The sequence below is a fragment of the Streptomyces manipurensis genome (genome assembly GCF_049570255.1).
GTDB classification, from domain to species: Bacteria; Actinomycetota; Actinomycetes; order Streptomycetales; family Streptomycetaceae; genus Streptomyces; species Streptomyces manipurensis.
Map to the genome: position 1 here is coordinate 2927501 of NZ_CP186950.1, position 21180 is coordinate 2948680.

Consider the following 21180-nt stretch of genomic DNA (forward strand, 5'->3'; position numbering starts at 1 on the left):
CTATCAGACTCTTTCGTGTCCGAATTCCTCGGCGCTTTCCAGGTTTCCGCTTTCGCGTTTCCCTTTCCGGCGATTCCGACTCTATCAGAAGATTTCCACCGGATTTCCCGGCTTTGAATTCCTGAATGAAGAGACGGCTGTACCCCGATGAAACTCAATGGTCCATGTGGGGTGAGAGAGACTTTAAACCATCGCTGCCGAACTTGTCCAGTTCGAGGCAACCGTTCGAATCTACCTCTCCACTCGCGCCGTGTCAACAGCGTTTGCGGAACGACGAGGAGACTAGCAGCTCAGCAGCCCGGTACGCACATCAGGCCGCGGTCGGGAGCGTGGCCGTCCGGTCGGCCTCCTCCACGTCGCCCAGCTCGCCCGCCCGTGCGGCCCGGCCGCCCAGGACGAAGACGTAGACCAGGAACGCCGCCTCGGCGACCACGCCGATCGTGATGCGGGCCCAGGTGGGCAGCCCCGAGGGGGTCACGAAGCCCTCGATGAGGCCGGAGACGAAGAGGACCACCGCCAGGCCGATGGCCATGCCCAGCGCGGCGCGGCCCTGTTCGGCGAGTGCCGTGCGGCGGGTGCGGGGGCCCGGGTCGACGACCGTCCAGCCCAGGCGCAGGCCGGTGCCTGCGGCCACGAAGACGGCGGTCAGTTCGAGCAGGCCGTGCGGCAGGATCAGGCCGAGGAAGACGTCGAGCCTGCCGGCGGAGGCCATCAGGCCCAGGCCGACCCCGAGGTTGGCCATGTTCAGGAAGAGGATCCAGATCACCGGGATCCCGAGGAAGACCCCGAGGACCAGGCAGATCGCGGCCGCCTGGGCGTTGTTCGTCCACACCTGGGCGGCGAAGGAGCCCGCCGGGTTGCTGGAGTAGTACGTCTCGTACTGGCCGCCGGGCTTCGTGAGCTCCTTGAGCTGCTCCGGGGCGGCGATGGCTCCCTGGACCTCGGGGTGCGTGGCGATCCACCAGCCGATGAGCACCCCGAGGGCGGTGGAGAGCAGGGCGGTGGGGATCCACCAGAGGCGGCTCCGGTACACGGCGGCCGGGAAGCCCACCGTGAAGAAGCGGGCCGCGTCGCGCCAGCCGGCGCGGCGGGCCCCCGTCACGGTGGCCCGGGCCCGGGCCACCAGCTGGGTCAGCCGGCCGGTGAGCAGCGGGTCGGGGGCGCTGGACTGGAGGAGGGAGAGGTGGGTGGAGGTGCGCTGGTAGAGGGCGACGAGTTCGTCCGCCTCCTCGCCGGTGAGCTTGCGTCCGCGCCCCAGGAGCTGCTCCAGGCGGTCCCATTCCGCTCGGTGTGCCGTGACGAAGACGTCGAGATCCATCCGGTGCCGCTCCCCTGCCCCAGGTCCCCTGGCCGCTGCCTATTCCTAGTGTGGTCAGCTTGGCAGACTGGATGCCGAACGGGCGGGTCAGGTCACATGAGAGGTGCTGCGGTGAGCGATCTGGTGACGGGGGACGCGGTCGTCCTGGGGCTACGGCCCGCGAGGCTGCCGAGCCGCGCGCTGGCCATCTGCCTGGACCTGGCCGTGTACGTCACCGGCTACGTGCTGGTCACCGTAGGGCTGACCCTCGCGACGGCCTCCCTGGACCCGGCCGCCCGGGCCGCGGTCGCCGTGGCGAGCGTCCTGCTGGTGCTGGTCGGCGTACCGATCGCGGTGGAGACGCTGTCCCACGGGCGTTCCCTGGGCAAGCTGGCCTGCGGGCTGCGGGTGGTGCGCGACGACGGCGGGCCGATCCGCTTCCGGCACGCGCTCGTACGCGGCGCGCTGGGCGTGGTGGAGCTGCTGCTGACCTTCGGCACCGTCGCGGTCGTCGCCTCCCTGGTGTCGGCGCGCGGCCGGCGGCTGGGCGACGTGTTCGCGGGGACCCTCGTGGTCCGCGAGCGGGTGCCGGGCGCCCCGGTCATGCCGGTGCCGCCGCCGCCTCCGTGGCTGGCCGGGCGGTTCGGCGGCCTGGACCTGTCGGCGGTGCCGGACGGGCTGTGGCTCGCGATACGCCAGTACCTGACCCGGATGAACCAGCTCGACCCCCAGGTGGGTGCCGCGATGGCGGCGCGGCTCGCCGACGATCTCGTCACGTGCACGGGTGCGCCGCCTCCGGCGGGGGTCCCGGCCGCGGCCTTCCTGATGGCGGTGGTGCACGAGCGGCAGTCGAGGGACGCCGCGCGGGCCTTCGGTGCCGCCGGCACTCCTCCCGTTGCCGGCGCGGGCCCCGTGTTCGGTCCTGCTCCGACGGTCGGCGGCCCGGTTCCGGCGCCGGACACGGCTCCGGCCCCCGCCGTCGGGCCCGTTCCGTACGCGGCTCCGGCGCCCTACGCGGCCCCCGCGCCGGCGGCGCCCGTCGAAGGCCCGCGCGCGGGCGGTTTTGCCCCGCCCGCCTGACGGTTCCCGGACCGGAGGCGTTACCGGGCTCGGGTCACTGCTCCTCGAAGGCCGAGGGCGGTGTCTCCAGGTGCTCCAGTTCGATGCCGGGTGCCGACAGGACGACGTCCCCGGCGATGTGGACCGTGTGGACCTCGCCCGTGTCCAGGGCGCTGACCCGGTACTCGTCGACGAGAAGGGGGCCGCTGTCCGTGGGGTGCTCCTCCCGCCGGAGCAGGGCCCAGGCCTGGTCGACCGTGCGCGGGGCCAGCACCGGGTCGGTGAGGGCCAGCAGCCGGACGCGGGTCTCGGGGCCGCCGGGAGCCAGGCGGAGCAGACGGGACGTGGCGATCAGGAAGGCCGGCGAGGTGCCGGTGAAGCCGGGGGCGGCGATGTTGCCTTCCGTGGCCTCGGTGCCGGCGGGATCGGTGCGGACCCAGGTGACGCCGTCGAGCGCGGCGCCGCGCACCTGCCAGCTCGCCGCGTTGACCTCCAGCCGGATGGGGCGCCCCAGCTCGTCGATCGCCAGGTCCACGGAGCCTCGGTGCTCGCCGCCGGGGGCGGTGAGCTGGGAGACGTAGCGCCAGCCCGAGGGGCCGGGGGCGCAGTGGAAGTGCTCTTCGCCGAGGAGGGTGTGGTCGTGCGGGTCGTGGAGCGAGTAGCGGCCGCGGGGCATGCGCGCCCCCCTTCTTCGGGTCGGTTCTTCGGATCGGTTCTTCGGGGCGGTGGGGATACGGGGCAGGCCCCCGGCACGGGTGCCGGGGGCCTGCTTCAGGTACGTCCGCGGTGGATCGCCGGAGGGATCAGTAGCGGTAGTGGTCGGGCTTGTACGGGCCCTCGACCTTGACGCCGATGTACGCGGCCTGCTCCGGGCGCAGGGTGGTCAGCTTGACGCCGAGGGCGTCGAGGTGGAGTCGGGCGACCTTCTCGTCGAGGTGCTTGGGCAGCACGTAGACGTCGGTCGGGTACTCCTCCGGCTTGGTGAACAGCTCGATCTGGGCCAGCGTCTGGTCCGCGAAGGAGTTCGACATCACGAACGACGGGTGACCGGTGGCGTTGCCCAGGTTCAGCAGACGGCCCTCGGACAGCACGATCAGGACCTTGCCGTCGGGGAACGTCCAGGTGTGGACCTGCGGCTTGACCTCGTCCTTGACGATGCCGTCGATCTTGGCCAGACCGGCCATGTCGATCTCGTTGTCGAAGTGACCGATGTTGCCCACGATCGCCTGGTGCTTCATCCTGGCCATGTCCGCGGCCATGATGATGTCCTTGTTGCCGGTCGTGGTGATGAAGATGTCCGCGGTCTCCACCACGTCGTCCAGCGTCGCGACCTGGTAGCCGTCCATCGCCGCCTGCAGCGCGCAGATCGGGTCGATCTCCGTGATGATCACGCGAGCGCCCTGGCCGCGCAGCGACTCCGCGCAGCCCTTGCCGACGTCGCCGTAACCGAAGACGACCGCGACCTTGCCGCCGATCAGGACGTCGGTGGCACGGTTGATGCCGTCGATCAGGGAGTGACGGCAGCCGTACTTGTTGTCGAACTTCGACTTCGTCACCGCGTCGTTCACGTTGATCGCCGGGAACAGCAGCTCACCGGACTGCATCATCTCGTACAGACGGTGCACACCCGTGGTGGTCTCCTCCGTCACACCGCGGATCTCGGAGGCGAGCTGGGTCCACTTCTGCGGGCTCTCGCCGAGGGTGCGGTTGAGCAGCGTGAGGATGTGCGCGTATTCCTCGGAGTCGGCGGTGGAGGGGTCCGGCGCGGCGCCGGCCTTCTCGAACTCGACGCCCTTGTGGACGAGGAGGGTGGCGTCACCACCGTCGTCGAGGATCATGTTCGGGCCGCCGGTGGGCGTGTTCGGCCAGGTCAGCGCCTGCTCGGTGCACCACCAGTACTCCTCCAGCGTCTCGCCCTTCCAGGCGAAGACGGGGACGCCCTGCGGGTTCTCCGGGGTGCCGTTCGGGCCGACCGCGATGGCGGCGGCCGCGTGGTCCTGGGTGGAGAAGATGTTGCAGGAGGCCCACCGGACGTCGGCGCCGAGGGCGACGAGGGTCTCGATGAGGACGGCGGTCTGCACGGTCATGTGCAGGGAGCCGGTGATGCGGGCGCCGGCCAGCGGCTGCGCCTCGGCGTACTCACGGCGGATCGACATCAGACCGGGCATCTCGTGCTCGGCCAGGGTGATCTCCTTGCGGCCGAAGGCGGCCAGGGAGAGGTCTGCGACCTTGAAGTCCATGGGTGCTGCTCCTCATGGTTCGAGAGGGTGGGTACGGCTGGTCCGTGCGCCGTCCTGGGGACGGGACACCGAGCACAGTCCGTCGGGGGTCCTCTCTCCCCTCGGCCGGTCGCAGGGACCGCCCGACCCGCCATCAGCAGCGACGCCTGACACTGCCCACGAATCTACACCGATCGGCGCAGCCAACCCCAGTCGGACGGCGAACTCGGCCTGTCCGTTCGATTCGTTCCCCGGGCCCGGTGGACGACCCCGGCCGCCGTGCGGTTGCGGCCTGACCGTAGTCTTCCGGCCGTTCGTACTGGTCGGAGGGGTGGGGGACGTCATGGGGCGCAGGCCCGGGCGGAGAATGGGGATCTGGGCCGTCGCCCTGCTCGTGCTGGGGGTGACGCTGGCCGGCGGACCGCTGGCGTTCCTGTTCAGCACGTTCACGCCGGTGAAGCAGGGCAGTGAGAGCATGCTGCCCGCCGTCCCGGTCGGGACCGTGCTCGTCATGCGGAAGGATCCCGGTCCGCTACGGCACGGTGACGTGATCTCCTACGACCCCTCCGACTGGGGGCTCGACGGCCCCTTCCTCGGCCGTGTCGTGGCGCTGGGCGGGGACCACATCGCCTGGGCGACGGGCGACCGGACCCTGACCCTGAACGGCGAGCCGCTCGAGGAGCCCTACCTGGAGGGCGGCGACGCGGGAGCCGGCGGGGTGCCCTTCGCCGTCTCGGTGCCGGAGGGCCGGATGTTCGTGCTGGGCGACAACCGCGGCGACTCGGCCGACTCCCGGTTCCACCCGGACTACCGCGCCGGGACGCTGCCGGTGTCGGCGGTGATGGGCGTCGATTCCGGACTCTCCGAGGAGTCCCCGCTGATCGGGGCGCTGGGCCTGGTCTCGACCTCGGGCGTCGGCCTGCTGGCGCTGTCGCTCGGGCTGGGGATCGCCTCGCTGGTGACGCGGCGCAAGCCCGCCGAGGTGGCGTACCCGGTGTGGGGGGCCACCCGGGTGGACGACCCGCAGCAGGAAACACAGCCGGAACCGCAGCCACAGCCACAGCCGTAGACCTTCCGCCTTCCGGTACGCCGAGGCCCCCGCGAGCCGGTGCTCGCGGGGGCCTTCGCGTACGGCGGCGGCTACTTGGCGGCCTGGGGGCGGTAGATGTCCGGCTCCAGGTAGATCACGCGGGCGATCGGGACCGCTTCGCGGATGCGGGCCTCGGCGGCGTTGATGGCGTCGGCCACCTCGGTCGCGGTGTCGTTGCCCTCGACCGCGATCTTGGCCGCGACCAGCAGCTCCTCGGGCCCGAGGTGGAGGGTGCGCATGTGGATCACGCGGGTGACGACGTCGCCGTCGACGACGGCGGCCTTGATCTTCTCGACCTCCTCGGTGCCGGCGGCCTCGCCGAGCAGGAGGGACTTCGTCTCGGCGGCCAGCACGATGGCGATGAGGATGAGGAGAACGCCGATGCACAGCGTGCCGATGCCGTCCCAGACGCCGTCGCCGGTCAGCAGGGCGAGGCCGACGCCCATCAGGGCGAGGACCAGGCCGACGAGCGCGCCGAGGTCCTCCAGCAGGACGACGGGCAGCTCCGGCGCCTTGGCGCGGCGGACGAACTGGGTCCAGCTCTGGCTGCCCCGGACCTCGTTCGACTCCTTGATGGCGGTGCGGAACGAGAAGCTCTCGGCGATGATCGCGAAGACCAGGACGCCCACCGGCCAGTACCAGGCCTCGATCGGGTGCGGGTCGTGGATCTTCTCGTAGCCCTCGTAGATGGCGAACATGCCACCGACGGTGAAGAGCACGATGGAGACGAGGAACGCGTAGATGTAGCGCTCACGCCCGTAGCCGAAGGGGTGTTGCGGCGTGGCCTCTCGCTTGGCCTTCTTCCCGCCGAGGAGGAGCAGACCCTGGTTCCCGGAGTCCGCCACCGAGTGGACGCTTTCCGCGAGCATCGACGAGGAGCCGCTGAAGAGGAACGCCACGAATTTGGCTACAGCGATGGCGAGGTTGGCGGCGAGTGCCGCCACGATCGCCTTGGTACCGCCCGACGCGCTCATGGGTGCAGGGTGTCCTTCCTGGGCCTGTGACTTACCGGCCGCACATTGTTGCAGCCCGCGGAAGGGACGGCGTCGTCTCAGACCACCACGGTGGCGCGGAAGACCGTACCCGCTCCCGACAGTTCGGTCGTTTCGCCCGCCGGAACGAACACGGACTCGCCCGCGGACAGGGTCAGTTCGCCCGCCCGTGCGGTTCCCGCCGTACAGAGCAGGATCTGCGGGGCCCCGGCCGGGAGCCGGTGGGGGGCGCCGCCGGGTGCCGGCAGGAAGCGGGAGAGCCGGAACTCGTCGATGGGGGCCTCGTAGACCTCCTCGCCGCCGTCTCCCTCCGGGCGCATGACGTTCGGGTCGCTCGGCTCGAAGCGGACGATCTGCAGCAGCTCGGGAACGTCCACGTGCTTGGGGGTGAGTCCGGCGCGCAGCACGTTGTCGGAGTTGGCCAGCAGCTCGACGCCGAGGCCGTCGAAGTAGGCGTGCGGGACGCCCGCGCCGAGGAACATGGCCTCGCCGGGCTGGAGCCGGACGTGGTTGAGGAGCATGGCCGCGATGACCCCGGGATCGCCCGGGTAGTGGTGGATCAGGGAGGCGTACGTACGGTATTCGCCACCGAGGCGGCCTGCGGCGGCGGCGGTCTCGGCGACGGTACGGGCCATCTGCTCGCGGTCGGCGCTCAGTACGGCGGTCAGCACCTCGCGGAGCGCGGCCTCCTCGGGGTGGGCGCGCAGCAGGTCGGCGTACGGCTTCAGGGAGTTGACGCCGAGGCCGTCGAGCAGGTCCGCGGACTCCTTCGGGGCCCGGAAGCCGCACAGCCCGTCGAAGGTGGTGAGCGCGCAGATCATCTCGGGCTTGTGGTTGGCGTCCTTGTAGTTGCGGTGGGGCGCGTCGATCGGGATGCCGCGGCGTTCCTCGTCGTCGAAGCCGGACCGGGCCTGGTCGAGGTCGGGGTGGACCTGGAGGGAGAGCGGGGCGCCGGCGGCGAGGACCTTGAGGAGGAAGGGCAGCCTGGGGCCGAACTTGGCGACGGTGGCGGCGCCCAGCTCGGCTTCGGGGTCGGCGGCGATGACCTCGGCCAGCGACCGCGTGCCGGCGCCGCGGTCGATGCGGGACGGGGCCCCGGGGTGGGCGCCCATCCACAGCTCGGCCTGGGGCTCACCGGTGGGTTCGACGCCGAGCAGCGCGGGGATCGCCGTGGTGGATCCCCAGGCGTAGGGGCGGATCGTGTTGGTCAGGCGGTCCATCGTCGTCTTCCTGGACAGGGCCGGGCGTGTGCGGCGCGCACCTCAGCTGTTTCCCCCGGAGGCCAGCGCCAGGTAGGCGGTGGCGAAGTCCGTGACGGCGAGCAGCTCGGCGAGCTGCTCCAGCTCGGCGCCCTCCTCCGGTTCGAGCTCGCTGATCGCCGTGTCGTGGCTGAGGGCGAGTTCGCGTGCGGCGGGGGCGGCGGTGAGGCCGCCGGTGGGCCGGTCGCGCAGCAGGACGACGCGGACGTACAGGGCCTGGGGCTCGTCCACCCGGTCACGGAAGAAGTCGTCGGGGTCGGCGCCGGCGGCGAACGCTCCGGCGAGCAGGACGCCGTGGGCGGGCAGGGCCTCGGGGAGGGCCGCGGCCAGGGCGGGGCGGCCGGCGAGCTCGGCGAGGGTGGCGGCGAAGCGGCGCCCCGCGGGGCCGGCGCCGGCGCCCTCGCTCCAGATGAGCGGCAGGGAGTCGGCGAGTTCGGCGGCGAGGGTCTTGGCCGGGTTGGAGTACGTGGCGATGGCGGGCCCGCAGCGTTCGGCGGTGCGGTCGAGCCGGTCGGCGACGAGCTGGAGGGTGTCGGGCGCCGCGGAGATCAGGCCGACCCTGTCGAGGAGCACCAGCAGCGGGGTGAGCAGGGCCCACAGGGCGCCGGGTCCGGCCGCGGCCGATTCGTCGAACTCCTGGTAGGGGGCCTTGGCCATCGGTACGTGGAGTCCGTGCGCGCCGTCCACGGCCTCGCTCAGCGGTGAGCGTTCGGGGGCGACGGCGACGACGGTGCAGCCGCGCCGGTAGGCCTGCTCGGCGAGCAGGGCGAGCCCCGGTTCGGTGCCGTCGGTGGTGGCGAGCAGCAGGAGGTCGACGGAGCCGGCCCAGCCGGGCAGGGTCCAGCGCAGGGCCCCCGCGGCGTGCGCCACGCCGGTGGGGTCGAGGCGGATCACCGGCGCGGAGGCGCCCGCGAGGGCGCCGAGCAGGTCGGCGACCCCGGTGGCGGCGGTGCCGGGTCCTGCGATGAGGACGGCGCGGGGCCGCCCGTCGGGGCGCAGGTCGGCGAGGCCGGCCTCGCTCGCGTGCCGGACCGCGGTACGCACCCTGGCTCCGGCCTCGGCTGCACCGCGGAGCAGGCCCCGGCGGTCGACGCGGGCGAGATCGTCCGGTGCGTCGAGGAGCGACTCGTCGAGCATGGCGGCCTCCGGCTGTTGGGTGACGGGAACCAGTCTGCGGGTCTCGCGGCGCGGGCGCGGTGTGGTGCGGGTGCGGGTGCGGTGCGGTGCCGGGCGGTGGCCGGGTCAGACGGGGCGGCGGGCCTCGTCCACGAGCAGGACCGGGATGCCGTCGCGGACCGGGTAGGCGAGGCCGCAGTCCTGGCCGGTGCAGATCAGCTCGGGGGCCGTCTCGTCGGCCGACTTGTCCTCGAGGGGCGAGTGGCAGGCGGGGCAGGCGAGGATCTCCAGGAGGCCGGCTTCGAGCGGCATGGGGTGGGTTCCCTTCGGGGATGCGGGTATGGCGTGGTCAGCGTACCGCCGAGTCACTGCCGGTGCGGTGTCGTGGGGGGCGGAATTGGGGGTTCCGCCCGGGGGCGGTTTCCGTCGCCGCGTGCGGATGCGGGTGCGCGTGCGGGTGGGCCGTGGGTGAGCCCGGCTCCGCCGGGACCCGGGCGCTGCCCGGACCCGCGCCTCAAACGCCGGCGAGGCTGAAATGGGCCGGGCCCGGCCCCGGACGTGCGGGAAGGCCCGGCTGAAATGGGCCGGGCCCGGCCCCGGGGTGGGGGCCGGGCCGGAGGGGTCAGTTGCGGATGAGGGTCAGGGCCTCGTCGCGGATCTTCGCCAGCGTCGCCTCGTCTCGGGCCTCCACGTTCAGACGCAGCAACGGCTCGGTGTTCGACGCACGCACGTTGAACCACCAGTCGCCGCCCGTGACCGTGAGGCCGTCGAGCTCGTCCAGACTCACGCCCTCACGGGTGCCGAACGCGGCCCTGACCGCCGCGAGCCGTGCCGCCTGGTCGTCGACCGTGGAGTTGATCTCTCCCGAACCGGCGTAGCGGTCGTAGGAGGACACCAGCTCCGACAGCGGGCCGTCCTGGCCGCCGAGGGCCGCCAGGACATGCAGCGCGGCCAGCATGCCGGTGTCGGCGTTCCAGAAGTCCTTGAAGTAGTAGTGCGCCGAGTGCTCACCACCGAAGATCGCACCCGTCTTCGCCATCTCCTCCTTGATGAAGGAATGACCCACCCGGGTCCGCACCGGCGTCCCGCCGTTCTCCCGCACCACCTCCGGCACCGACCACGAAGTGATCAGATTGTGGATCACCGTGCCCGAACCACCGTTGCGGGCCAGCTCACGCGCCGCGACCAGCGCCGTGATCGCCGACGGAGACACCCCCACACCCCGCTCGTCCACGATGAAACACCGGTCCGCGTCCCCGTCGAACGCGATCCCCAGATCCGCACCCTCCGCCAGCACCCGCGCCTGCAGATCCACGATGTTCTTCGGATCCAACGGATTCGCCTCGTGGTTGGGGAACGTGCCGTCCAGCTCGAAGTACATCTGCGTCACCTCCAGCGGCAGACCGGCGAACACCGTCGGCACCGTGTGACCACCCATGCCGTTGCCCGCGTCCACGACCACCTTCAGCGGGCGGACCGACGACAGGTCCACCAGCGAACGCAGGTGCTCCGCATACCCCTTCAGCGAATCCTGCTCCGTCACCGACCCCGCCACCGTGCCCGCGGCGATCTCCGGAACACCCGCCTCCAGCCACCCCTCCACCAGAGACCGGATCTGCGACAGACCCGTGTCCTGACCCACCGGCGCCGCACCCGCACGACACATCTTGATCCCGTTGTACCGAGCCGGATTGTGCGAAGCCGTGAACATCGCACCCGGCAGACCCATCGAACCCGACGCGTAATACAACTGATCCGTCGAACACAGACCGATCAACGTCACATCCACACCACGCGCCGCGGCACCCCGCGCAAAAGCCGCCGACAACCCCGGCGACGACGGACGCATGTCATGACCCACCACGATCGCCGAACCGCCCACGACCTCCACGAACGCCGCACCGAACAGCTCGGCCAACGACTCGTCCCACTCGTCCGGCACGACACCACGCACGTCGTACGCCTTGACGATGTTCGAAAGATCTGCGGCCACTGCCTGCCCTCCTGAAGGTCCTTTGCGGTGCAGCAAACCTACCCTGAACCGGGAGCGGCGCCTCGGACCCGCGGGGCGTCAGGAATCCGGCGATCGCAGGACGCGCAGGTGTCCGCGACGCGTCTCGCCGGTGGTCTGGCCGCCCTGGCCCTGCCCGCCGTTCTCGGCCGGGCGGCTCGGCGGACGGGCCGCCTCACGGACGGCGTTGGCGAGGGCTTCGAGGTCGTCGCCGCTGGGGCGCGAGGGACCGGACCCGTCGGACAGCCTGACGACGTCCCAGCCGCGCGGGGCGGTCAGGCGTTCCGAGTGCTCGGCGCACAGGTCGTAACAGTGGGGTTCGGCGTAGGTGGCGAGCGGGCCGAGGACTGCGGTCGAATCGGCGTAGACGTACGTCAGTGTCGCGACGGCAGGGCGGCCGCACGCAGTGCGCGAACAGCGACGTACAAGGCTCACGACGTTGGACGGTACCGCACTCTTGACCGGGCCGCGACGACTCCACCGCCGCTCGCTCCCCCGTGTCGTGCTCGGAGCTACCCTGCGGGGGTGACGGACACCCCTCTGCCCCCTCGCCCCGCCGAGCCCCCCGCGGGGGTCCCCGCCGAGCCCAGAACGCGCCGTCGGGACCGGCACGGACGCGGGATGCGCGGGCCGTTGGCGCCTCCGCAGGTGCCGCTGGCCGCGAGCCGGTCGGAGCTGTTCGGGGACCTCGTACGGGATGCGGTGGAGCGGCTGGAGCGGCGGTGGCCGCAGCTCTCGGACGTGGAGTTCCTGGTCGGCGACGTGCCCGGGCCTCCGGGTGGGGCGGACGGCGGCTGGAACGACGAGGCCGTGCCGCTGGGCGCGGTGTACGTGTCCCGGGAGGGACGGCCGTCGCGGATCGTGGTGTTCCGCCGACCGGTGGAGATCCGTACGAAGACGCGGGACGAGAAGGCGATGCTGGTCCACGAGGTGGTCGTGGAGCAGGTGGCGGAGCTGCTCGGGCTCACGCCGGAGACGGTGGACCCCCGGTACGGCCAGGACTGATCCGGGCCGGCCGGGGGCCGGGGGCCGTCAGCGGGTCAGGACGGACAGGTCCTGGGAGGCCCGGGGCACGGAGACCGTGGAATGGTCGTCCGACAGGCCCTGGACGGTGAACATGGCGACGCCCTCGTGCGGCAGGGACAGGGTCCGGGCCGCGTGGACCGGGCCGCCCGAGACCGTTTCGACGGTGAGGGCGTAGGAGCCCTTGCCGCCGGCCGGGGCCAGGTTCAGCGTCTGCGTGGAGCCGGCCTTCAGCGTGACCTCCTGGGAGGCCGGCTCGCCGCCACCGGTGCCCGGCGACGCGGTCACCTTGACCTTGGCGTCGGCGGTGGGGGCCGTCAGGGACAGCAGGGTGGTGTTCTCCTCGGGCCGGTTGTCGGCGACGGTGGCGCGGGCGCCGACCGGGCCGGTGGCCGGGACGAAGCCGAGTTCCTGCTTGGCGCCGCTGCCGCGGACCACCCGGACCGCCGCGACCAGCGGGGAGGCCTTCGCGGGGTCGGCCGGGGTCAGCAGCAGCGAGCCGGGCTCGCCGCGCGTGAGGTCCTTGAGGTCCATGACGGTCGTCATGCCGGCCTTGACGTGCAGCTGCTCGTTGCCGGCCGGGGTGATCGCCCCGCCCGGTGCGGCCAGCCGCAGTTTCAGGTCCGCGTCCTCCTCGCCGGGTACGAAGGCCACGAGCCGTACGGACGTGGCGTCCGCGGGGATGCCCGGCAGCACCAGCGAGCCCGCCGGGTCGGCGGAGGCGGGCAGCCAGTCGGCGCCCACGCCCTCCTCGCCGACCTGCACGGAGGCGCCGACGCGACCCGCGCGGGTGGTGACGTGGGCGGTGGCGTCGGCGAGCTGGGTGTTGGGGGCGAGGGAGGACAGCAGGACGGTCTTGGTGGACTTGGGGTCGACGCGGATGTTCTCGCTGGTGCCCGCGTCGGGCTTGGCGAGCCCGTCGGGTCCGAAGAGCTTGACGTCGACGATGGCGGCGGCGTCGTCGGGGTTGGTGAGGTGGATGTAGTCCTCGCGGCCCTTGGCCGTGCTGACGGCCGGGAACCAGAAGTCGGTGCCGGGGGCGGTGCAGCCGACGCCGAGGACGCCCCGGGCCCGGCCCACCGACACCTTGGTGGTCAGCTGCGCGGTCCAGCCGGGGGCGAGGACGCCGTCGGCGCTGCCGGTGAGGGCGGGCGCGTCGGCCCCGTTGGCGGTGGCGCCGACGGGCTTGCCGGGCTCCTTGGGCTCCAGGACGGGCTTGGCGTCCTTGGTGGCGCCGAGCAGCCGGGCAGAGCCCTTGCCGCCGCCGGCGGCGCCGGGGGTGAAGGAGGTGTAGGTGGTCTCCGCGATGTCCGAGGAGCTGGGGCCGGGGCACACCAGCAGGGACCGTTCGACCGGCATCCGGGCGGCTGAGGCGGCCTTGCCGCCGGCGGCGGCGCCGGCGGGAGCGGGAGCGGTGAGGGCGGCCGCGCCGGTCAGGGCGGCGAGGGCCGCGACCGCGGCCGCCAGCGTCAGGGGTGCGCGCTTCACTGCTGGGGGCTCCCGTCGGGGCGCTGGTGGTGCGGTGCGTGGGGGTCGTGCTGCCCGGTCCCGTCGTAGCCCGGGTACTGCTCGTACGGGTAGGGGTAGTGCTGCTGGTCCGGGTAGGGGGCCTGGGCTCCGTACTCCTGGTGGGGCTGCTGGTCGTAGCCCGCGTACTGCTCGTAGGGGTAGGGCTGCGGGGCCTGCTGCCGGGACGGGGGCTGGGCCTCGTAGGCGTAGCCGTCCTGGTCGCCGTGGGCCTGGTAGGCGTAGCTCTCGTCGCCGTAGTACGGCTGGGCGGGGATCTGCGCGTAGGGGTCGGCCGCGGTGGCGGTCTCCACCGGGCCGGGTGCGGTGTCCGGCTCGGCCTCGGCGCGCAGCCTGCGGGCCCGGCGGCCCTCGCCGTTCTCGCCCGCCGCGGGGGCGGAGGGGGCCTCCTCGTCGGGCAGGTCGTCGTCGAGCCGGGCGCGGCGGCCGGGGAGGGCCATCACCAGCAGGACGAGGGCGAGGAGGCCCTGGACCCAGTACCAGGCGGTCCGCGGCAGGGAGTCCTCGTGGACGAGGTCGAGGCGGCCGCCGGAGGCGGGCAGTTCGAAGCCCTGCGCCCAGCCGTCGAGGGTCTTGGGCTTGAGGGGCTCGTCGTCGAGGGTGGCCTGCCAGCCGGAGTCGGCGCGGTCGGCGATGCGCAGGACGCGGCCCTCCTCGCCGGAGGGGATCTCGCCGTGGGCCTCGACGGGGCCGGCGGCGACGGGGATGGGTGCCTCGCCCTGCTTGCCGGAGACGATGACGGCGCGCGGCAGCCAGGGCTCGACGCCCCAGAGGGCGGTGCCGTCCTGCTGGTGGCGGCGGCTGAGTCCGGGGGTGGCGTCGAGGACGCGGCGGACGTCGTCGGGTCCGCCGGGGCGGAACATGACGAAGCGGATGGCGTAGGCGCTGAGCTGGCTGGACTGGTCGGCCCCGGAGCCGGCGACGAGGTTGGAGACGACCTTGTCGAGGCGGGGGTCGCCGCCGGTCCGCGCGGTGGTGTCGGCGTCGCCGAGGCGGCCGCCGGGGCCGCGGACGAGGCTGTAGGAGACGGTGCCGGGGGCGTCCACGTCGAGCAGGAGGGTGCGGGTCTGGTTGTCGTCGCCGCCGGCGTCGGCGACGAAGGCGGGCACCTGGACGGGGTCGCGGCGCTGGAGCGGACCGTCGGCTCCGGCAACCGTCCAGAGAGCCGCGGCGACCAGGGGGCCGGTGACGGCGGCGAGGGCGACGAGGGCGGCGAGGGGCTGGCGCCAGCCGAAGCCGTGCTCGGCGAGGCGGTCCTTGGCCCCGTCGGCGCCGACCGCGGCGGCGGCGAGGAGGGCGAGGCCGTACACGAGGGTGGCGGGGCCGGCCCAGGCGGTGCGGTTGGCGAGGACGGCGAGGAGGAGGCCGGTCAGGGCGGCGGCCCACGCGGTGCGGACGGCGAACTGCCGGTCGGCGCGCAGCAGGGCGGCCAGGGCGGCGAGGACGAGGCCGACGAGCAGCAGTCCGGTGCCGGTGCCGGGCCCGCCGGGGCTGGCGCCGAGGAGGTCCAGGGCGCTCGCGGAGCCGGTGCCGTAGGGCAGTCCGGCCTCCTGGAGGAGGCGGCCGGGGTGGGTGAACAGGCCGAGGGACCAGGGGGCGAGGACGACGAGCGGGACGGCGAGGGTCGCGAGCAGCCGCAGGCCGTACGTCTTCCACTGCGCGCGGCGCAGGAGGAGTGCGGCGGTGCCGAGGAGCGCGGCGAGCGGCCAGGCGATCGGGGTGAAGGCGGTGGCGGCGGTCAGCAGCAGCGTGTACGTCCACACGGCGCGGCGGCCGCCGCGCCGGTCGGCGTCCTCGTCGTGCCCGCCGAGGTCGAAGGCGGAGACGGCGGAGCGCGCGATGAGGGGGAGCAGCACGGCGAGGACGGCGGTGCCGAGGCGTCCGCCGGCGAGGGCTCCGGTGACGGCGGGGAGGAAGGCGTAGGCGACGGCGGCCCAGGCACGCAGCAGCCGGGATGCGACGAGGGGGCGCGAGGCGAAGTAGGCGGTGAGGCCGGCGAGCGGGACGGAGCCGACGAGCAGCAGCGTCAGGGCGGCCTTGGTGGAGCCGAGGAGGAGGGTGGCGAGGGCGCCGAGGGCGGCCAGGTAGGGCGGTGCGTCGGCGGTGGAGCCGGTGCCGACGGGATGCCAGCCGTCGGTGTAGGCGCGCCAGAGGTCGGGGCCGCTGTCGGGGGCGGGCAGCAGGGCGCCGCCCATCAGGGAGCCGCCGCCGACGAGGGCGCGGCAGGCGGCGAGGGAGACGAGGAGGAGCAGCCCGAAGAGGAGGGGTGCGGGGTTGCGGCCGATCCGCTTGAGGCGGGCGAAGCGCTCCTCGGCGACGGGGTAGTCGCCATCCTCGCCGGGGGCGGTGAGGATGCTGCCGCCGCCGTGCCGGCCGGCGGGGGCGGTGTCGGTGTCGCGGGAGCCGGCGAAGTAGCCGGCGAGCTGGTCGGCGTTGGCGCGCAGGGAGGCGCCGGGGGGCGGGAAGAGCGGGCGCAGTTCGGAGGCGGGTACGGCGGGGCGGCGGCGGGCTCTGCGGGCGGCGAGGATCCGGCCGGGCCGCAGCAGGGTGGCGAGGAGGCCGGTGATCTCCTCGACGGCCTGTCCGGGGGCCTTGCCGACGAGGTAGGCGAGGGTGCGCAGCACGGTGCCGAGCAGGACGCGCAGCAGGACGTAGGGCAGGGCGCGGCCGGAGCTGTTGGCGAGGATCGTGTAGACGGCGCCGGCCTTGTCGACGCGGTGCGGGCCTGCGGCGGTGCGGCCGACGCAGTCGACGGTGCGGCGTTCGCGGGCGGCGGCCTCGGCGTGGCGCAGGACGGCGTCGGGGGCGACGAGGACGGTGTGGCCGGCGCTCTGGGCGCGCCAGCACAGGTCGACGTCGTCGCGCATCAGGGGCAGGCGGCGGTCGAAGCCGCCGAGGGCGTCGTAGACGTCGCGGCGCACCAGCATGCCGGCGGTGGAGACGGACAGGACGGGGCGTACCTGGTCGTGCTGGCCCTGGTCCTGTTCGCGGCGGTCGAGGCCGGTCCAGCGGCGGCCGCTGCGGGCGATGGTGACGCCGGCTTCGAGGAGCTGCTTCTTGTCGTACCAGCCGCGGAGCTTGGGGCCGATGACGGCGGCGTCGGGGTTCTCGTCGGCGACGCGGAGCAGTTCGGTGAGGGCGTCCGGTTCGGGGGCGCTGTCGTCGTGGAGGAGCCAGAGCCACTGGACGGGTTCGCCGTGGGGCAGGTCGGGGAGGTCGTAGGTGTCGTCGCGCCATGTGCGGCTGACGGGGTCCCAGCCGCTGGGGCGCTTGAGGTACGGGAGGTCCTCGGGGGTGAGGGTGCCCGCGTTGCGTGCGGCCTCGTCGACGGCGGTGCCGAATCCGGTGCGGCGGGCGAGGTGCAGGACCCGGTCGTCGCCGAGGGCCTCGGTGAGCAGCCGGGCGGACTCGTCGGCGCTGCCGGTGTCGGCGGCGACGTGGTTCTGGGCGGGGCGTTCCTGGCCGAGGAGTCCGGCGAGGGTGCGCGGCAGCCAGCGGGCGCCGTCGTGGGCGACGAGGACCGCGGTGACGACGTGCCGGGGGAACTCGGGTGTGACGGGGGCCTGGTGGGAGGCCGTCGACTGGCTGTGCAGGGACATCGCGCTACGGGCCCTCCGGCCTGGGGGGTCCCTCGGACGGAGTCCGGGGGAGGGTCCGGGGGTGGTGTTCCCCTCGGAGGCTGCTGGACAGCGCCCCACCCTAACGGCTGGCAAAGCAGCGGTCCGCCTCCTGCGGGGAAGGTGCAGGAGGCGGACCGTGTGCGGTGCTCTGTGTTCGACTTCCGGTCGCCCGGAGTGCGTTCGCTATGTCGTGCGATGTCAGACGGCGGCCTTCTTCAGGCGGCGCCGCTCGCGCTCGGACAGGCCGCCCCAGATGCCGAACCGTTCGTCGTTGGCAAGGGCGTACTCAAGGCATTCGGAGCGGACCTCACAGGCGAGGCAGACCTTCTTGGCCTCGCGGGTGGAGCCGCCCTTCTCGGGAAAGAAGGATTCGGGGTCGGTCTGGGCGCACAGGGCGCGCTCCTGCCAGCCGAGCTCCTCGTCCGCCTCCTCGACCAGCAGTTCCTGAAACAGCTCGGTCATGTGCGCCCCTCGCTCTGTTCGTGCGTCCCCGTGGTCATGTCGTCACTGATCGCTACGAAACGACACGAGTGAAATTACAAGTGTGTGGCTCCTGAGCAGTCAAGCCGAGATCTGCTATTGGGGCCCTTATTCACTCTGCGGAACCAAGCCTATGCAGTAAGTGTTCATATCGCCAAAAATCGTGACACATGCCGCCGGCGTCACGGGATGCCGCCTTTACCCGTATTCCACGCGGTGCTCCGAAGGGGGGTTGCGGTCCGGCCGGAAGAGCGGCGCAGATCACATTCAGGTCACGACATGGCGGTTCAGGTTTGAACCCGATGTGGCGCCACCTGCCCCACCGTGAACTGCACAAACCTTTCTCCGATCACAGCAACCGGATGAGGTGAAACTTTTCCCCAAACCGGACATTGGGTTGACAGCCGGACCCGCGACCCGTTCTCCTTGTTCGCATGTCAGCGCCCGCAGCCGCCACCCGGACCCCCATTCGTGGGTTCCTGTGCGCTGCCCAGGTTCGCTGTCGCTGTTGCTGCTGTTGATGCCCGCGGAGCCCAGGCTCCTTCCGGAGCTCCGGCCCTCCCCACAGCGACCGCCAGCACCACTGACATCCGTCGAGGTACCCCCCGATGAACAGCACCCCCACCCGCACCGACGCCACCACCGCTCCCGTCCCGGCCCCGGCCGTCGAGAGCGACCTCCAGATCGCCGGCGACATCCTCGCCGTGCAGCACCTCCTGCAGCCGGCCCGCGAGCACCCCACGACCGTCTCCGAGTTCGTCGGCCTCGCCCGCTCCATCGCCGAGGACCGCGCCTCCTGGGAACACCTCGTGCGCTACGACGCCACCACCCGCTGGTACCACCGGCTGCGCACCGGCCCCGGCTACGAGGTCTGGCTGCTCAGCTGGGTCCCCGGCCAGGGCAGCGGCCTGCACGGCCACGGCGACTCCTCCGGCGTCCTGACCGTCCTGCACGGCGAGCTCACCGAGCACACCTCCCGCGGCCGGCTCACCCACCGCGCCGGCGCCCAGCGCGTCTTCGCCCCCGGCTACGCCCACGAGGTCGTCAACGACACCCTCGACGGCGCCGTCAGCCTGCACGTCTACTTCCCCGGCCTGACCGAGATGCCGATGCACAGCTGCTCGCCGTCCGCCGCCGGAGCCGCGTCCGACCCGGCGGCCGTCACCGCCTGACCCGCCCGGCCCGCCCCCCTGCCGGAACGCCTCCGACTGACACACTGTCCGCATGCGCATTGTTGTTCTGGCCGGCGGTATAGGCGGCGCCCGGTTCCTCCGCGGACTCAAGTCGGCACGGCCCGACGCGGACATCACCGTCATCGGCAACACCGGTGACGACATCCACCTCTTCGGCCTCAAGGTCTGCCCCGACCTGGACACCGTGATGTACACCCTGGGCGGTGGCATCAACGAGGACCAGGGCTGGGGCCGCACCGACGAGTCCTTCACCGTCAAGGAGGAACTCGCCGCCTACGGGGTCGGGCCCACCTGGTTCGGCCTCGGCGATCGCGACTTCGCCACCCACATCGTCCGTACCCAGATGCTCGGCGCCGGCTACCCGCTCAGCGCCGTCACCGAAGCCCTCTGCGACCGCTGGCAGCCCGGCGTCCGGCTGCTGCCGATGTCCGACGACCGCGTCGAGACCCACGTCGCCGTCACCGACGCCGGGACCGGCGAACGCCGCGTCATCCACTTCCAGGAGTACTGGGTCCGGCTGCGCGCCTCCCTGGACGCCGAAGCCGTCGTCCCCGTCGGCGCCGAGCAGGCCAAGCCCGCGCCCGGCGTCCTGGAGGCCCTCGCCGCCGCCGACGTGATCCTCTTCCCGCCGTCCAACCCCGTGGTGTCCGTCGGCACCATCCTGGCCGTCCCCGGCATCCGCGAGGCGGTGGCCGCCGCGAAGGCGCCCGTCGTCGGCCTCTCCCCCATCGTCGGCGGCGCGCCCGTGCGCGGCATGGCCGACAAGGTGCTGGCCGCGGTCGGCGTCGAGGCCACCGCCGCGGCGGTCGCCCTGCACTACGGCACCGGACTGCTCGACGGCTGGCTCGTGGACACCACCGACGCGGACGCCGTCGCCGAGGTGGAGGCCGCCGGCATCCCCTGCCGCGCGGTGCCGCTGATGATGACCGACCTGGAGGCGACCGCCGCCATGGCCCGGGCCGCGCTCGACCTCGCCGAGGCCTCCCGGTGAGCGCACCGGACCCCTCGTCGTACGAGGTGCGGGCCGTCACCGGGATCCCGGAGGTCAAGCCGGGCGACGACCTGGCGAAGCTGATCGTCACCGCCCGGCCCGACCTGCGCGACGGGGACGTCCTGCTCGTCACCTCGAAGATCGTCTCCAAGGCCGAGGGGCGGATCGTGGCGGCCGCCTCCCGCGAGGCCGCGATCGACGCCGAGACCGTCCGCGTGGTCGCGCGCCGCGGCCCCCTGCGGATCGTCGAGAACCGCCAGGGCCTGGTCATGGCCGCCGCCGGCGTGGACGCCTCCAACACCGCGCCCGGCACGGTCCTGCTGCTCCCCGAGGACCCGGACGCCTCCGCCGCCGCGATCCGTGCCGGGGTGCGCGACGCCCTGTCCGTCGACGTCGGGGTCGTCGTCACGGACACCTTCGGGCGGCCCTGGCGCAACGGCCTGACCGACGTGGCCATCGGCTCGGCCGGCGTACGCGTCCTGGACGACCTGCGCGGCGGCACCGACACCCACGGCAACCCCCTGAACGCGACCGTGACCGCCACCGCGGACGAGCTGGCCGCCGCCGGCGACCTGGTCAAGGGCAAGACGGCCGGACTGCCCGTCGCCCTCGTGCGCGGGCTGCCCCACCTCGTCGGCGAGGGCTCCCGCGCCCGGGACCTCGTCCGGGCGCCCGCCGACGACATGTTCCGGCTGGGGACCTCGGAAGCCGTACGGGAGGCCGTGACCCAGCGGCGCACCGTGCGGTCCTTCACGGACGAACCGGTCGACCCGGGCGCCGTACGGCGGGCCGTCGCCGCGGCCGTGACGGCCCCGGCACCGCACCACACCACTCCCTGGCGGTTCGTGCTGCTCGAGTCCGCGGCCGCGCGGCTGCGGCTGCTCGACGCCATGCGGGACGCGTGGATCGCGGACCTGCGGGCCGACGGCAAGTCCGAGGAGTCCGTCGCCAAGCGGGTACGGCGCGGGGACGTGCTGCGCAACGCCCCGTACCTGGTGGTGCCGTGCCTGGTGACGGACGGCGCGCACCACTACGGGCACGCCCGGCGGGACGCGGCCGAGCGGGAGATGTTCGTCGTCGCCATGGGCGCGGGCGTGCAGAACCTGCTGGTCGCGCTGGCCGGGGAACGGCTGGGCTCCGCCTGGGTGTCCTCGACCATGTTCTGCCGGGACGTGGTGCGGGAGGTGCTGGAGCTGCCGCAGGACTGGGACCCGATGGGGACGGTCGCGGTGGGCCACCCGGCCGCGGCGCCCGCCGAACGGCCCGGACGCTCGGCCGCCGACTTCATCGAGGTCCGCTAGGG

The 21180-nt window shown here is 73.1% G+C and carries 18 protein-coding genes; 6 read left to right on the forward strand and 12 right to left on the reverse strand.

Annotated features, from left to right (window positions below):
• Nucleotides 1–310: 310 nt before the first annotated feature.
• The gene (locus ACPU2J_RS13370) at nt 311–1318 is read right to left on the reverse strand and encodes a stage II sporulation protein M (RefSeq protein WP_423833298.1); all 1008 of its coding nucleotides are present in this window, start codon (nt 1316–1318) and stop codon (nt 311–313) included.
• Between the two features lie 111 nt (nt 1319–1429).
• On the opposite strand from ACPU2J_RS13370, the gene ACPU2J_RS13375 reads away from it, so the two are divergent.
• Complete coding sequence (locus ACPU2J_RS13375) at nt 1430–2377, forward strand: RDD family protein (protein WP_423833299.1); 948 nt, start codon at nt 1430–1432, stop codon at nt 2375–2377.
• Between the two features lie 34 nt (nt 2378–2411).
• Here the strand turns inward: ACPU2J_RS13375 and ACPU2J_RS13380 are convergent, their stop codons facing one another.
• On the reverse strand, nt 2412–3032 hold the full coding sequence (locus ACPU2J_RS13380; RefSeq protein WP_423833300.1) for a hypothetical protein: 621 nt from the start codon (nt 3030–3032) through the stop codon (nt 2412–2414).
• 127 nt (nt 3033–3159) lie between these two features.
• Nucleotides 3160–4596 (reverse strand): adenosylhomocysteinase, encoded by a 1437-nt coding sequence (gene ahcY / locus ACPU2J_RS13385; RefSeq protein ID WP_420080619.1) that lies wholly within the window; start codon nt 4594–4596, stop codon nt 3160–3162.
• 346 nt (nt 4597–4942) lie between these two features.
• Here ahcY and lepB point away from each other — a divergent pair, with 346 nt between their 5' ends.
• A complete protein-coding gene (gene lepB, locus ACPU2J_RS13390; protein WP_423833301.1) occupies nt 4943–5644 on the forward strand; it encodes a signal peptidase I in 702 nt (233 codons plus the stop codon).
• A gap of 71 nt (nt 5645–5715) precedes the next feature.
• Here the strand turns inward: lepB and ACPU2J_RS13395 are convergent, their stop codons facing one another.
• The 6 genes from ACPU2J_RS13395 to ACPU2J_RS13420 all read right to left on the reverse strand — a co-directional run bounded on the left by ACPU2J_RS13395 (nt 5716) and on the right by ACPU2J_RS13420 (nt 11478).
• Nucleotides 5716–6639 carry a cation diffusion facilitator family transporter gene (locus tag ACPU2J_RS13395; RefSeq protein ID WP_420080617.1) on the reverse strand — a complete coding sequence of 308 codons (924 nt, stop codon included), beginning with the start codon at nt 6637–6639 and terminating at the stop codon, nt 5716–5718.
• 77 nt (nt 6640–6716) lie between these two features.
• Nucleotides 6717–7877 carry a mannose-6-phosphate isomerase, class I gene (gene manA / locus ACPU2J_RS13400; RefSeq protein ID WP_420080616.1) on the reverse strand — a complete coding sequence of 387 codons (1161 nt, stop codon included), beginning with the start codon at nt 7875–7877 and terminating at the stop codon, nt 6717–6719.
• 42 nt (nt 7878–7919) lie between these two features.
• Entirely contained in the window at nt 7920–9053 is a 1134-nt protein-coding gene (locus ACPU2J_RS13405; RefSeq protein WP_423833302.1) for an SIS domain-containing protein, read from the reverse strand.
• A gap of 105 nt (nt 9054–9158) precedes the next feature.
• On the reverse strand, nt 9159–9344 hold the full coding sequence (locus ACPU2J_RS13410) for a Trm112 family protein (RefSeq protein ID WP_388284321.1): 186 nt from the start codon (nt 9342–9344) through the stop codon (nt 9159–9161).
• Nucleotides 9345–9654: 310 nt separating this feature from the next.
• Entirely contained in the window at nt 9655–11025 is a 1371-nt protein-coding gene (locus ACPU2J_RS13415; RefSeq protein ID WP_420080614.1) for a phosphomannomutase/phosphoglucomutase, read from the reverse strand.
• Nucleotides 11026–11103: 78 nt separating this feature from the next.
• Complete coding sequence (locus ACPU2J_RS13420) at nt 11104–11478, reverse strand: DUF3499 domain-containing protein (protein WP_365497767.1); 375 nt, start codon at nt 11476–11478, stop codon at nt 11104–11106.
• Nucleotides 11479–11568: 90 nt separating this feature from the next.
• Here ACPU2J_RS13420 and ACPU2J_RS13425 point away from each other — a divergent pair, with 90 nt between their 5' ends.
• Nucleotides 11569–12048, forward strand: a complete 480-nt coding sequence (locus ACPU2J_RS13425; protein ID WP_423833303.1) for a metallopeptidase family protein — start codon at nt 11569–11571, stop codon at nt 12046–12048.
• A gap of 27 nt (nt 12049–12075) precedes the next feature.
• Here the strand turns inward: ACPU2J_RS13425 and ACPU2J_RS13430 are convergent, their stop codons facing one another.
• The 3 genes from ACPU2J_RS13430 to ACPU2J_RS13440 all read right to left on the reverse strand — a co-directional run bounded on the left by ACPU2J_RS13430 (nt 12076) and on the right by ACPU2J_RS13440 (nt 17675).
• Nucleotides 12076–13554, reverse strand: a complete 1479-nt coding sequence (locus ACPU2J_RS13430) for a DUF5719 family protein (protein ID WP_423833304.1) — start codon at nt 13552–13554, stop codon at nt 12076–12078.
• Nucleotides 13551–17192, reverse strand: a complete 3642-nt coding sequence (locus ACPU2J_RS13435; protein ID WP_423833305.1) for a glycosyltransferase — start codon at nt 17190–17192, stop codon at nt 13551–13553. Before ACPU2J_RS13435 ends, ACPU2J_RS13430 begins: the two co-directional genes overlap by 4 nt.
• Before the next feature lie 219 nt (nt 17193–17411).
• A complete protein-coding gene (locus ACPU2J_RS13440) occupies nt 17412–17675 on the reverse strand; it encodes a WhiB family transcriptional regulator (protein WP_003983763.1) in 264 nt (87 codons plus the stop codon).
• Between the two features lie 626 nt (nt 17676–18301).
• Between ACPU2J_RS13440 and ACPU2J_RS13445 the strand changes: the two genes are divergently transcribed.
• Genes ACPU2J_RS13445 through ACPU2J_RS13455 form a run of 3 tightly spaced genes read left to right on the forward strand, consistent with a single transcriptional unit; the run spans nt 18302 to nt 21178 of the window.
• Nucleotides 18302–18865, forward strand: coding sequence for a cysteine dioxygenase (locus ACPU2J_RS13445; protein WP_423833306.1), 564 nt, complete (start codon nt 18302–18304; stop codon nt 18863–18865).
• Nucleotides 18866–18917: 52 nt separating this feature from the next.
• On the forward strand, nt 18918–19877 hold the full coding sequence (gene cofD, locus ACPU2J_RS13450) for a 2-phospho-L-lactate transferase (RefSeq protein WP_361598599.1): 960 nt from the start codon (nt 18918–18920) through the stop codon (nt 19875–19877).
• Nucleotides 19874–21178: a coenzyme F420-0:L-glutamate ligase gene (locus ACPU2J_RS13455; protein WP_365081829.1), complete on the forward strand. Its 1305-nt coding sequence runs from the start codon at nt 19874–19876 to the stop codon at nt 21176–21178. The genes cofD and ACPU2J_RS13455 overlap by 4 nt, the downstream gene beginning before the upstream one ends.
• Nucleotides 21179–21180 lie beyond the last annotated feature (2 nt).